The organism is Halorhabdus rudnickae (genome assembly GCF_900880625.1).
Classification (GTDB): domain Archaea; phylum Halobacteriota; class Halobacteria; order Halobacteriales; family Haloarculaceae; genus Halorhabdus; species Halorhabdus rudnickae.
In genome coordinates this window covers 71,720-83,391 of sequence record NZ_CAAHFB010000005.1, presented here as the reverse complement: position 1 = coordinate 83,391, position 11,672 = coordinate 71,720, and the positions used below count along the sequence as shown (strand labels likewise).

The following is an 11,672-nucleotide window of genomic DNA, read 5'->3' as shown; positions in this document are numbered from 1 at the left end:
CAACGAACAACATTCGCATGAGGGAGAACATGCCTGGACGTCTGAATCGAGTCGACCTTGCCTCTGATCTCGAGCTCGTCATCCTAGATACGGCGATGACTGAACGGCCCGCCCACATGGAAGGCTGGAAGCACCGCAAGAACGGACTCCATATCGGTGAACTTCACAACGTCTTGACCCACGTCGATCTCGATCCCTTCATTTTCGACGAAGTGGCCGTCTATGAGGATCTATTGGACGATCTCAAGATGTTCGATAGTATTGGCTTCTTGGGAAGGTTCGATATCGAATCGCGAATCACACTCACCTCAAAGGGACAGAGGATGGCCAAGATCCTTCGCAGCGAACTCGACGAGGATCAAGCCGAAGCTGTCGCCGAGGCCCTCACGGAAAGTCAAGAAGCCGGCCGTCTACCGGACTCAAGTGATCAAATATTGCTCGATGCCGACGAGATGCCGCCTACGGGTAATAGTGAATAGTCAGTCCGCTCGCCGGTAAGCTGGTCACTGTTGAAAGCCTACTCTCCCACGGCGTGACTGGCAGTCCTGGCCCCTCGAACGCCGCAGCCCGGCGGCGAGCGTGTATCAACACGCCCCTTTACGGTCGAACACTCGAGGAGCGCCCGAATCCTTCCGCGTACCCAACAGGCGGGGTCGCCACCTGCCAGGGGGCTATACGCACCCTCTGAGGGCACGTGGCTTCGAGGCTGGTACCACCGACATCACGCCGTGTTGTCCCGCCGGACCGCTCCCGGGACAGAGATCGTCGACACGCACACGCCATTCGGTCCTGAAGGGGTACCGGGTCTGACGTGTGGCCCTTGCGGGTCCAAGATGCTCTCACAGTTCGGCTATAGAAAATGCAGCTTTGAAAGAGTACGTGGGATTTCCAAGCATGTGCGGAAGATATGTCGGACCCAGCACTTTCATTGACACTAATCGCTCTCAATCGCGACCGGTCACCTTCCGGATGCAAGAAGAGCCAAAGGGCCCGAGTTCCCCAGAATCGAAGCGGATGAAATGCCCCGTGGAAAGGCCGGAGCCGCAGCGACGGCACGTAAACTCTCCCTCTTTGGTGACGACCTGACTTTCGAAGTTGACGTAATTGCCACTTTGAGGTTCAATCGTCGCCTCCTCGCGATCGATGATGCCCCGTCGCTCAGCAGTCTCCAGGATCTCCCTGGTCAGCCGTGGTTCGGTCGTGATCGCCTCGAGTCGGTCGATTGCCTCGGCGACCGACAGTTCGGGCTCCTCACAGTGGGCCAGTAGTTCAACGCCCAGTTCCACGGGATCGTCGTCGGTCACACTCCAATATCGAGCCCTCAGCGATATAAATCGCCACCCGTCCGCAGGGACAAGCGCAATCGATTGCAGTAGCGGTAGAAACAGACAAGTGGCCTCTATCCAACTGAAGTGTAGAGATATTAATCAAATCCGAACGGTACATCACCCCCATTATCTTTGAGGTATTCGACAGCATCCTCAACACTTGTCAGACGAATATTCTCTCGAGCCCCGCCACCGTACTGTTCGACTGGCTCGGACCCGCTCACCATTTCGTCGATAAGGGTCTTTGCCTGCCCTTCAGCATGGGAAGGAACAGCCCATCCGACGACAGTATCTATCTGCTTTTTATGATCTCCCACCACTCGATTTCGGAGCATTTTCCGAACGATTCGATTCTTGATGTCTTGATTGTCCATCCCTTACAGTGTTGTATTAGTGCTACATCTATTTAAATATGTTCATTCAATACTACACCCTTGGTTTACCGATTCAACAGATTTATAGATGGGGAAGCCAATATATCCTATATGGCCGAAATAGCTGACGAACACCAAGGGGAAGATCAAGGCGAAGCCTTCGCTGAGGGGACGCCACTCGTCGAACTCTTTGGAACACCGGCCCGAGCTAAGCTACTCAGCGTATTTGTCGACGAACGACAGCAAGATCTCAACCCTAGTGAGCTTGCCCGACAAGCTGGGGTAGCCAGAAGCACGGTCTACAACCACCTTGAGGACCTAACGGACCTAGGTATTGTCAAAGAAACCAGGGAAACCGGGCCAAGCAAGCGCTACAAGCTAGACACCGACGACGAAATAGCTGAACTGCTCTACAAACTCGATGGGGCCATGCTTAGTCGGTTGCTCTCCTCGTAGAGTAGACATGAAAGGTCACGATGGAAGACAACGACCCTATCCAGGCGCTCATGCGACTCTACGGCGCGACGACAGAGAGGACCTGATCGCCGCAGGGATTGAACATGAGTGAAGTCGAGTGTTGGGTTTGTGGGGAAACGTTCGGCCGTCTACCGCTCCATATGAGAGTACACGATGAGAAGGAGATTAGAGAAGCCCTTCTAAGCGAACTCCGACGAGTCGCTGAGGAGATTGGCCGGACGCCGACGACGCGAATAATGGATGATCCTGAGATAGATTCCCCGTCTTCTGACCCGTACAAGCAGAGATTCGGTTCTTTCAATGGTGCTCTCCGGGAGGCAGGGCTTGAGCCGAATATGGAGGGGAGCTGGGGTGTGAGTGATGCAACTCTGCTGGAGGAGGTCGAAAGGCTCAGCGAGGAATTGGGACATGCCCCACGCCAAGATGATATGGACGAACGTGGAACATTCGCTTCCAAGACGTTAGAGGACCGATTCGGGTCGTGGAGTGAAGCACTGCTGGCGGCTGATGTGGACGTTTCTGACCGAGGGATCGTCGTCTCAGAGAGGGTTCTCATCGAGAGTCTGCGCGATCTTGGCGAAGAAATTGGCCGCGCACCCTCGGCGAACGAGGTCCGAGAACACGGCGAATACGCCCTTACTACCTACCACCGCAGGTTCGAGTCTTGGATAGCAGCCCTCGAGAAGGCCGGTTTCGACGTACACCCTGGCCGGCCAGACGTATTCCCAAGCGGCGAAGACCACCCGGCGTGGGAGGGTGGTTCATTCGACTACGGACCTGGTTGGAACGCAGCAAAACGCCGGGCTGTCCGAGATCGCGACGGCCGGAAGTGTACCCAATGTGGGATGGCTGAAAAAGAGCATCTCGACAAACACGGGACGGTTCTACACGTCCACCATATCGTGAAGGCCCGGAAATTCGACGATGATGAGGCAGAAAAGCGGAACGCAATGGTGAACCTCACTACTCTCTGTCTCGGTTGTCATTCGTCCACTCATAAAGGCGAGACAGTAGTCCCTACTCTCAGTCAGTAGGAGCACTATAGCTGCTCAACCATTCCTAGGGCGTTCCCCATTGTCGGTGTTAAGGTCTGATACACTCTCTTGGGGGCAGGACCGGGGACTGTGGGACAGTGGTGAACTAACCAGTAGACGTACTGCCACGGCATCGCCGACCGGACGCCCTGCTTTCCCCACCCGGCAGGGACGCCCTTGGCCTCTGCAAGCGCGTTTGAAGATTGGTCGTCCCCTTCTCGTGTGCTGACCGCGACTTCCGGCTCTCCATCCAGATACGCATCCGGGCACGGGAAAGTTGTCTCGAAATGGCGAGTGAGATCGAACGGCAAACCAAAGGCTAAGCCATTGATCCGGACATTGGCATCTAAGTCTCCGATTTTCGTTGCTCTCGGGGTACACTCGATGACGTAGTTGGGTGCAATGTCTAAGAGAAACTCCCGGAGTTCGTCGGTGATACGCGGGTTCGCTTCGAGCGCTGCTTCTTGAGAGCCGTAGTAGGTCGGGCTGAGCGACGAATACGCCTGGCAGGGGAACGAGCACCAGACGACGTCGGCAGTGAGCCCACGCAAGACTGGAAGGCCGTACTCGTCGTCGACGACGTTCCGGGGCACCCGGATCGAATCGTATCCGCCCGTGGGCATCCCCACCTTCTCGGCGAGGTCCTCGAAGGACGGATCGTCCAGGAGGTCAGCCTGTGCGAATCGCCCGGGGTACGTGTCGCTGTAATCCTCGATGTCGAAGCCAGCGAACACTCGTGGCTCGATCGGGAGCGGGGCCTTGTCGAACAGCGAGAGACCGACGCCCCCACGCCCACTGAAGAGATCGACGACCTGGAACTGCCACTTCGTCGTCCATTCCTGGGGAACGTCACTTCGGTCGAACCGGGGTGTCTCCCGAAGTTCGTCGGGTCGGCTCATGCGAATCCCTCCAGACTGGCCTGCTCGGCGGCTTTCCCCCCGTCCCCCTCGTCTGTGATGACGTTCTCGTCCATCGCTTTGTCTACCCGCTCACTGTGGGACTGACGCACCCGGTGGCCACTCGGACGCTTGCATTTCTGGCCTGCCTCGGCACCACATTGCGGGCACGGGACCTCACGGGCCTTCTCGTCGGTTTCGTCCGCCCCGCCCCGCTTGTTCCGGTCGTTGTCGTCAGCTATCTCCTTCATCTTCTCCCGGAAGTTGGCCCGCCGCTGGCCGAACGTCCCTTTGTACCCGTCCGGCGAGTCCCACTGGGTTGTGTCATACCAGCCGTCGGCTGCGTCCTCGAGGACGAACCACGCCTCCGGACTGGGGTCGTCGGCGTAGATATTGACGAGATGGTCGGTCGTGGGATGTGGCGCTTCGTCGACGTCGTCGAGTGACTCTTCAGCGCAATTGCAGGCGACGACAAACCCGCCGTCCCCCACCTTCATGATCCGAACTTCCGGGCCAGGGACCGAGTGCTCTTCGCCGGCAAGCGGACACTCGTATCGGACTGGAAGGTTGGTCATGGCGAACCACCCACCCCACTGACGACGCCACGCGTACCGGGACGGTTCGCTTGGTCGGTCGCCGGCGAGGGTGAGACTCGGCCGTACTTCGCGTGCTGTCGAAGCAACTCCTCAACGTAGGCCGGCGGGATCGCCTCGCGAACCTCTTTGGTCGTGAGGTCGACGTCCGACCGGAAGCCGTGGGCTGCCCGGTACCCCTCGACCGGCGTCTCCCGATCGCCGATGCAGTACTCGAACCCACCATCCGGGTGCTCACAGTCCGTCCCGTGAGCGAAGAAATTAGTCTCGAAGAGCCGGTGCTTCTGGACGCCGAGACCGAACGCCCCGCCGCAGAATTGAACCGGGTTCTCGAGATGCTCTTCGGCGCCGGGAACGTTCTCGATGATCTTCACCGGGGCGTCAATCGACGAGAGAAGATCCCGGGCGACCGGGATCAGGTTCTTGCCGTCGCGACGGAACTGAACGTTCGTCGCGAACTGGCAAGGCGGTGACGCCCAGATCACGTCGACGATGCCGGCGGCGACGAGCTCGTCGACGATCTCCGGAAGCCCCTCTTCGAGATTCCACTCGAGAAAGTGACCGGGATACGTGTCGGCCTTCGACCCGTCGATGTCGATCCCAAGCGTCTCCCAGCCTGGGCCTCGGTGGCCGTAGCTGTGGAGGGTGCGAGCAACGCCGCCCACACCGCAGAACAGGTCGATCGCGAGCGGGACTTGGTGTTCATCGTAGTCCGCAAGAATCCGCTCACGAAGCGACTGAGCGTCCGTATGAGTGCGCCCACAGTCGTCGATAGCTACGGCCATGTTGAGACCTCCGATGTACTACAACGTTGGAGCGGTGATAACTTAATACTTACGGGTTAGAATAGTATCCAAGTGCCGGGGGTCGCCTCCCTGCCGGTCTGTCCGGGCACACTTCATTCTAATTTAACCCGTAAGTATTAAGTTATCACCGATCCAACGGAGGTATAGGAGGAACTACGATGGGGAGTCAGACTCAGCTTCCGACCGGCGTTGATGCTCAGCACGTCAGCGAGGGCGGTAGTGGTATTCGCGAAGGCCAGTACGATTACGCTACCCGCCTCGAGGATTTCCAGCCGATCGCCGAGGCTGTCCGTGGGTTCGATCTCGACCCGTGTGCCTCAGACACGTCGACGCTGGCCGAGACCAATATCCGCAACGAGGGCGGCCTACTCCACGACTGGGGACAGTACGGAACGGTCTGGCTCAACCATCCGTTCGCTGACCCTGAACCGTGGCTCAAGAAGGCCGTCGAGTCCGACGCCGACCTCGTCGTTGCACTCTCAAAGGCCGACCCGAGTACTGACTGGTTTCACGAGTACGTGCTTGAAGCCGGTCTGATCTGCTTCCCCGAAGAGCGCTTCAAGTTCGCGGGGTTCGAGAAGGGCGCGGACTTCCCGATCGTCCTGACGGCATTCGGGGAGTTCCCGGCTGCGCTTCGCGAGCATTTCGAATCGCTTGGCTGGGTTGCCGTCGACGGTGACGGGTTCAACGAGATCCGGCCGACATCGAACCCGGTCCTGCCGGACATCAGCCGGGCCGACCGGATTCGTGTTCGCTTCCCCGACCCCGTCGAAGTGGGGGATAAGCACCGCCAGACAGTGACGCTAGTTCCGCTGGTTCGTCGAGAGCGGGATTCAGGTGTGTTCGAACTTACGGCCGTGTTCCAGCACGATGACGGCACAGAGACGTGGTTCTCTCTGAGTCAGTCGGGAGACGGAAGCGAGGTGATCTGCCGGAAGCACGACCGAGAACACGGGTTCGAGCACGTTTTCGTCGATCAGATCGTCGTTCCGACCAACCAGCGAGGGACCCACCCGCCGTCATCGGCCATGCATGTGCGGTGACGACCTGCGTCGATGTTGTTTTTGCAGTATAGTCCGCCGTCTAACTTCATCGGCTCCAAGTTAGACGGTGTAGGGGCGTTCTAAGTTTGGTCAACGGAGGGTTCGATAAAGTTAGAGAACGAAGTGGGTGGCTCAAGCGAATTCCTGGATGCCAGCTTGTCGGATCGTCCGGTTTGCACTCTCGTCGCGATTGCTGCGCTCCCAATTGTCGCGGTTGTTCACCAGCGTTCGCTTCTTCTTGAACCGCTCGTAGTACTCGTTTGCAGCGTCCTCGACCTCTTCGACACCAAGACGTTCCAATATCGGGCGCGTTTCGTAGCCGTAGAGCTCTTCCAGCCAGAGGTAGTCGCCGCTGTCGTCTCGCTTCTTCTGAAGGCCGAGAAGGATCGTCTCGACCTGGACGTCGAACGTTTCCTCCGGGAGGTACATGATCGGGCCGGCGAAGTTCCCCCGGATCACCTCTCTCAGAGGCTTGGTCACACCAGTCGTCAACGCGGAAAACGGTAGAATGAACGTGAGCCAGCCGCCGGGCTTGAGCAACCGAAGCGCTTGCTCGAAGAACGGGGCATACAGCGGGAATTGCCCTCTCGCAAGGTCGAACCGATCACGGTACTCCTCACGCTTCGGCTCAGGAATCCGCTTGTAGCGCGTGTATGGTGGATTTGCCAGCACCCAGTCGAAGCGACCTTCCGGCGGGTCCAGGAGGAAGTCACTCTCTACGAGGGTGATCTCCGCATCTGTATGCCGCTCTCGGAATTCTGCCAGCCGTTCGGGATCGGATTCGACCCCGACGCACTCGGGGACGGGGTAGTCGAATTCCGGGTTCTTCCAGTTCTCCCCCTCCGTACAATACCGGCGGACGGCGTCGTAGAGGTTTCCCTGTCCCAGTCCTGGGAGTAGCAGGCGCCCGCCACCTTCAACCTCGCTCGGCCGCTCAGCACCGAAGGCTACTGAGGCCGCGTAGTCAGCCACCGGCGCCGGCGTCGGGACGAAGCCGTTCTCGACTGGCATGTGTCACCCTCAGTCTGAAAGGTAGAGATCCGCGATCTCCCCGTAACGGTTTTCGAGATCGTCCCAGTCAACGAGATCGTCGTATTCGTCCCGAACGGTCCCATCCTCGGTCAGCATGTCGTCGACGAACGCTTCGACCTTTTCTTCCACGGGCGCATTCTCAAGACCACGTTCCGAAGCGAGGAACTGAACCCCGCAACACCCTTGTCCGTCTGAATTGAGCTCCCAGAGAAGGAGTTTTCGGCGACCGTGCTCGGCGAGAGCCTCTGGGATGGTAGTGAGAACCCCTTCGTCCCACTGTTGGGCTAGTTCCCCTAGGGGAACGCCGCCTTCGCAGACGTCGTCGCTGTCGTAGGCGATCGTGATGGTGTGATACCAGTCAGTCGAGTGGCTTGCCGTCTGTGTCGCCGTGAGGCTATACAGGATCTCGGTGATCTCGCCGACGTAGTTCCCGGCCCCATCGAATAGATCGACGCCACGTTCGAACGTGACCGGCTCTCCCGCACTCGTCTCGAACTGTACGGCTTCGAGCTCGGCTTGCTCTTCACCGTCATCAACAGTGGACCCCGATTCTTCGTCGATCAGCTGCTCGGTAACTTCCGGGTCTGATGTGACGACTTTCGAACGTTCAGCCATCGTATTGACCTCCATTCCCCTATTGAATCGAATATAACTTAAAACTTACGGGTTAAATTAGGTTTCACCGGCCCGCGCCCAGTAGTCTCTCAGCCAGTAACGGGATCCTGAACGACCGTTCTGTATACTATTCTAACCCGTTAATATTAAGTTAATCCCGTACCAAGGTGGTACTACATCGGAGGTCATTGACGATGGAAACCGATCCCCTCGCGACATTTAGCAAACAGACGATGCAGGGTAAATGGATGTGGGAGATTCACGAAAAAGTCGGGGAAGAGAACGTAGTGACTGGGGTCCAAGGCGATGAACCTCAGAAGACGACTACGACGGTCTACCGGGGCCGTGTTTCGTCCCCGATCACCCGCGGCCAGGGTAAGAGCGATTGGGAGCACGGCACGTTCACGGCAGACGAACTTCGAGAGTGCGGGGTTCAGCAAGACAGTGGAGAGGAAAACTTCGAACTATGAGCCAAGAATCCCCGCAGAAGAGTTCTGACTGGCCGGTTTCAGTGAAGTCTGTCGGCATGGTCCCACCCCGCCTTTCCGACGTTCTCCAGGGTGGGGCGAAAGGTACTGTCCGTGAGAAGGGTGCGATCGAGCTCGACGATCTCGATGGCGTCCATCTTGCCCTCAAGAACCCGGAAGCTGTAGCAGAAGGCACCCGTGTTCAGGTGAACAGTCGAGGGAGTGCGTGTACGTCTCTGGAAGAGGTAAAGCGCCGCAAGCGGGAGAAGAAGGCCGAGAAGTTCTTGAAGGCCCGCGAACGGCGGCAGAAGCGGAAAGAGGCCCGCCAAGAGGCAGAAGCGTTCTGGGATCAGTACGATATCCCGTTCGAGTACGACGTCGCGATCAAGGGCCGTCGTTCTGGCTTGCTCCGTGGCAGCAGCGGGACCGGGCGGGATAGCAGCACTGTCGAGCACCTCTACGTCCTGGAAGCGTTCGAAGATGGACGTCTGAGCCGTCCAGAGGGCGTCTACCTCTGTAACAACGAGGCAAACCTCCGTTTCGACGATGGTGAGCGCCGGCAAGACGAGAACGGTGAGTCATTCATTCCGCCGGTGACCTGTCAAACGTGTCTCGACCGGATGGAACGGTGGAAATGGAGGACCAAAAGTGAAGGGCGAGATGAGAAATACTAACGCTTTCTGGGTGGAAGACACATTCACACCTTTGATCGCGACGCTCTAGAGATACCATGTCACTGCTCTTCGATCACGTCATATCAGACTTCGACCCGGACCCGGAGGACCACTATACGATCATAGAGGGGGATCTGGAATCGACCGGTGAAAGGATTCCAGTCAAACCCATCATCGACTTCGCCGGCCAGCGGGGGCTCACACATCCGAATCCCGACGACGATTACGTCTGTATCCCGTTACACGGCGAGAATCGGGCTAAGTTGACGGGTGAGTTTCTCGCATACGGGGACACGAACATCCACGGGGAGGTGATCATCTACCTCGAGGATGGCGACAGAGAGGCAATCGAGATCGACGAGTTTGCCCAGACTCGTCTCGCTCGCCGTATCCGCTTTTGGCATTCAGACTACCAGCCAGCGGAGTTTCCCCCGAGCTTCGATCGGCCGGTGAACGATCGCGAACCGCCGTCGCGACGGATCGACCCCGAAGAGTTCGTCGAGGACCTCGAGACCCACGTCGTCGACGAGCGTGACGCCACCCGGGAAGGGAATCGAAAACAGGCCCAGACGTCGACGCCACGGGAGATCTTCGAAGCGAACGGGGACGCCATTCCGGCTCTTGAGTATCTCGACGATCAAGGGCAGACGATCCGGTTCAAAGCCCAGGCTCTCGATCGAGACTGGCACAGTGATCGTGAGAATTGGGCATACTACGTCCCGTCAACGTTCGGTATCTACCAGGGGAACGAGGTACTCATACACGGGCCGACAGACACCTTCCCCATCTCTGCAACGGTGGCCAATATCCGAGGGTTAGACCTGGAGGTCAAGGTTCAGTGGGTAGACGTCGACTCTCCATCGCAGGTTCGGTCGACACTGATGAACGGTGGGGAGATCGGCATGTCCGCCCTGTTGAACCCTGTCCCGACGGAACGAGAACTGGGGGCGATCGATGATCTTCGACACGATCCCATGCTCGAGGTCCTCACCGGACAGCGGCCACTCACGTTTTCACACGCCGCAGCGTCCAACTCGGAAACTCTGGACCCGGAACTAAATCAGGAGCAAGAGATCGCTGCCGAGCTCGCGATGCTCGCCGACGACGTGTTCTGCATCCACGGTCCGCCGGGCACGGGGAAGACGCGGACCCTGATCGAGATTATCCGCCGAGCGGTCGACGCCGGCGAGCGAGTCCTCGTCTGTGCCGACTCAAATCAGGCGGTCGATAACATCGTCGTCGGAGACTCGACGCCAGATAGCCCGGACGAGTCATCACTACATTCCTATGCTCAGCACGGCGCCGAGGAGCTTACACTCTACCGACCCCGGGGAGGACAGCACTCTTCGTCCGATCTAGTTGAGCAATACAGTGACTTCGAAGGGCTTGCCGACGTCGTCGCGACGACGAACAATGGCGCCGCGGAAGTCGCCGGCACGTTCGATCTGGTCGTTCACGACGAAGCAACCCAGGCGACGGTCCCGTCATCGTGTATCCCGCTCACGAAAGGCGATCGTATCGTCCTGGCCGGCGATCACAAGCAACTCCCACCGTTTCGATCGACCGAATCTCCTCCGGACTCTGAGTTGGGGATGTCTCTGTTCGAGCATCTCTACGCGTCGGGCGGCATCTACGAAGGTGTCGGGATGCAGCTGAAGACGCAGTATCGGATGCACCGGGATATCGCGGCCTTCTCGAATCGGGAATTCTACGACAAAGAGCTCCGAAGCGGCCGCACTGTCGATTTACTCTCATCACGAGACGAAGCGATCGAGGCGTTCAATATCGGCGGATCCGTTGCCGTCGACGAACACTCACGATCGAACGAGAATGAGGCAAAGATGGTCACGCACCTCGTGACCGATCTACTGGACGATCTCCCGCCGGGGGATGTCGGAGTGATCACCCCCTATCGGGCTCAAGTTCGGGAAATCCGGTCGATGCTCGAGGACCACGTTTCGGATGATATGCCCACAGTCGACACGATCGACTCCTTCCAAGGGAGCGAACGCGAAGCTATCATTCTCTCACTCGTCCGATCGAATAGTGAAGGCAAGCTGGGCTTCCTCAGTCGTGATCCCGACGGACCACGACGGTTGAACGTAGCACTCACTCGAGCGAAACGATACTGTGCCGTTGTGGCTGACCTTCACACGTTCCAGTATACGGACTCTGAAGATACACCGGGGCCTATCCGATCGTTCCCCGATCATTTCCAGGATACGAGCCGGGTGCGCGATGTCGACCCTGCCTTTCTGTCCGTGTGATAGTGATCCGAGAACGCGGTTGGTCGTTTAGAGACCATAGCTCCGAATTCGTCGGCACCCCTGAGT

General features: G+C 58.3%; 14 protein-coding genes. 7 read left to right on the top strand and 7 right to left on the bottom strand.

Features of this window, described 5'->3' with window-relative positions:
• The first annotated feature begins 17 nt into the window (after window positions 1-17).
• A complete protein-coding gene (locus tag BN2694_RS13720; protein WP_135666568.1) occupies window positions 18-479 on the top strand; it encodes a hypothetical protein in 462 nt (153 codons plus the stop codon).
• Window positions 480-944: 465 nt separating this feature from the next.
• On the opposite strand, the gene BN2694_RS13715 is transcribed toward BN2694_RS13720, so the two are convergent.
• Window positions 945-1,304: a DUF5830 family protein gene (locus BN2694_RS13715; protein WP_135666566.1), complete on the bottom strand. Its 360-nt coding sequence runs from the start codon at window positions 1,302-1,304 to the stop codon at window positions 945-947.
• Between the two features lie 119 nt (window positions 1,305-1,423).
• Window positions 1,424-1,702, bottom strand: coding sequence for a hypothetical protein (locus BN2694_RS13710; RefSeq protein WP_135666564.1), 279 nt, complete (start codon window positions 1,700-1,702; stop codon window positions 1,424-1,426).
• A gap of 111 nt (window positions 1,703-1,813) precedes the next feature.
• On the opposite strand from BN2694_RS13710, the gene BN2694_RS13705 reads away from it, so the two are divergent.
• Window positions 1,814-2,158: a helix-turn-helix domain-containing protein gene (locus tag BN2694_RS13705; RefSeq protein ID WP_135666562.1), complete on the top strand. Its 345-nt coding sequence runs from the start codon at window positions 1,814-1,816 to the stop codon at window positions 2,156-2,158.
• 104 nt (window positions 2,159-2,262) lie between these two features.
• Entirely contained in the window at window positions 2,263-3,213 is a 951-nt protein-coding gene (locus tag BN2694_RS13700; protein ID WP_135666560.1) for a homing endonuclease associated repeat-containing protein, read from the top strand.
• 5 nt (window positions 3,214-3,218) lie between these two features.
• Here BN2694_RS13700 and BN2694_RS13695 read toward each other — a convergent pair whose 3' ends face one another.
• Genes BN2694_RS13695 through BN2694_RS13685 form a run of 3 tightly spaced genes read right to left on the bottom strand, consistent with a single transcriptional unit; the run spans window position 3,219 to window position 5,487 of the window.
• Window positions 3,219-4,112: a hypothetical protein gene (locus BN2694_RS13695; RefSeq protein WP_135666558.1), complete on the bottom strand. Its 894-nt coding sequence runs from the start codon at window positions 4,110-4,112 to the stop codon at window positions 3,219-3,221.
• Window positions 4,109-4,684: a zinc finger domain-containing protein gene (locus BN2694_RS13690; protein WP_135666556.1), complete on the bottom strand. Its 576-nt coding sequence runs from the start codon at window positions 4,682-4,684 to the stop codon at window positions 4,109-4,111. The genes BN2694_RS13695 and BN2694_RS13690 overlap by 4 nt, the downstream gene beginning before the upstream one ends.
• Entirely contained in the window at window positions 4,681-5,487 is an 807-nt protein-coding gene (locus BN2694_RS13685) for a DNA cytosine methyltransferase (RefSeq protein ID WP_135666554.1), read from the bottom strand. The genes BN2694_RS13690 and BN2694_RS13685 overlap by 4 nt, the downstream gene beginning before the upstream one ends.
• A gap of 179 nt (window positions 5,488-5,666) precedes the next feature.
• On the opposite strand from BN2694_RS13685, the gene BN2694_RS13680 reads away from it, so the two are divergent.
• Window positions 5,667-6,551 carry a DNA N-6-adenine-methyltransferase gene (locus BN2694_RS13680; protein WP_135666552.1) on the top strand — a complete coding sequence of 295 codons (885 nt, stop codon included), beginning with the start codon at window positions 5,667-5,669 and terminating at the stop codon, window positions 6,549-6,551.
• A gap of 132 nt (window positions 6,552-6,683) precedes the next feature.
• Here the strand turns inward: BN2694_RS13680 and BN2694_RS13675 are convergent, their stop codons facing one another.
• The gene (locus BN2694_RS13675) at window positions 6,684-7,562 is read right to left on the bottom strand and encodes an Eco57I restriction-modification methylase domain-containing protein (protein WP_135666550.1); all 879 of its coding nucleotides are present in this window, start codon (window positions 7,560-7,562) and stop codon (window positions 6,684-6,686) included.
• A gap of 9 nt (window positions 7,563-7,571) precedes the next feature.
• Window positions 7,572-8,198, bottom strand: a complete 627-nt coding sequence (locus tag BN2694_RS18050) for a hypothetical protein (protein WP_342210815.1) — start codon at window positions 8,196-8,198, stop codon at window positions 7,572-7,574.
• Window positions 8,199-8,392: 194 nt separating this feature from the next.
• Here BN2694_RS18050 and BN2694_RS13665 point away from each other — a divergent pair, with 194 nt between their 5' ends.
• From BN2694_RS13665 to BN2694_RS13655, 3 genes are read left to right on the top strand one after another with little or no spacing between them, the layout of a single operon-like run.
• Window positions 8,393-8,668 (top strand): hypothetical protein, encoded by a 276-nt coding sequence (locus BN2694_RS13665; protein WP_135666548.1) that lies wholly within the window; start codon window positions 8,393-8,395, stop codon window positions 8,666-8,668.
• 56 nt (window positions 8,669-8,724) lie between these two features.
• Window positions 8,725-9,339: a hypothetical protein gene (locus tag BN2694_RS13660; protein WP_135666546.1), complete on the top strand. Its 615-nt coding sequence runs from the start codon at window positions 8,725-8,727 to the stop codon at window positions 9,337-9,339.
• A 56-nt stretch (window positions 9,340-9,395) separates the two neighbouring features.
• On the top strand, window positions 9,396-11,606 hold the full coding sequence (locus BN2694_RS13655) for an AAA domain-containing protein (protein WP_135666544.1): 2,211 nt from the start codon (window positions 9,396-9,398) through the stop codon (window positions 11,604-11,606).
• Window positions 11,607-11,672 lie beyond the last annotated feature (66 nt).

Bases quoted from the DNA above. Each gene is read 5' to 3' on its own strand.
- BN2694_RS13720 (WP_135666568.1), top strand. From the start codon at position 18: ATGAGGGAGAACATGCCTGGACGTCTGAATCGAGTCGACCTTGCCTCT.
- BN2694_RS13710 (WP_135666564.1), bottom strand. From the start codon at position 1,702: ATGGACAATCAAGACATCAAGAATCGAATCGTTCGGAAAATGCTCCGA.
- BN2694_RS13705 (WP_135666562.1), top strand. From the start codon at position 1,814: ATGGCCGAAATAGCTGACGAACACCAAGGGGAAGATCAAGGCGAAGCC.
- BN2694_RS13700 (WP_135666560.1), top strand. From the start codon at position 2,263: ATGAGTGAAGTCGAGTGTTGGGTTTGTGGGGAAACGTTCGGCCGTCTA.
- BN2694_RS13695 (WP_135666558.1), bottom strand. From the start codon at position 4,112: ATGAGCCGACCCGACGAACTTCGGGAGACACCCCGGTTCGACCGAAGT.
- BN2694_RS13690 (WP_135666556.1), bottom strand. From the start codon at position 4,684: ATGACCAACCTTCCAGTCCGATACGAGTGTCCGCTTGCCGGCGAAGAG.
- BN2694_RS13685 (WP_135666554.1), bottom strand. From the start codon at position 5,487: ATGGCCGTAGCTATCGACGACTGTGGGCGCACTCATACGGACGCTCAG.
- BN2694_RS13680 (WP_135666552.1), top strand. From the start codon at position 5,667: ATGGGGAGTCAGACTCAGCTTCCGACCGGCGTTGATGCTCAGCACGTC.
- BN2694_RS13675 (WP_135666550.1), bottom strand. From the start codon at position 7,562: ATGCCAGTCGAGAACGGCTTCGTCCCGACGCCGGCGCCGGTGGCTGAC.
- BN2694_RS18050 (WP_342210815.1), bottom strand. From the start codon at position 8,198: ATGGCTGAACGTTCGAAAGTCGTCACATCAGACCCGGAAGTTACCGAG.
- BN2694_RS13665 (WP_135666548.1), top strand. From the start codon at position 8,393: ATGGAAACCGATCCCCTCGCGACATTTAGCAAACAGACGATGCAGGGT.
- BN2694_RS13660 (WP_135666546.1), top strand. From the start codon at position 8,725: ATGGTCCCACCCCGCCTTTCCGACGTTCTCCAGGGTGGGGCGAAAGGT.
- BN2694_RS13655 (WP_135666544.1), top strand. From the start codon at position 9,396: ATGTCACTGCTCTTCGATCACGTCATATCAGACTTCGACCCGGACCCG.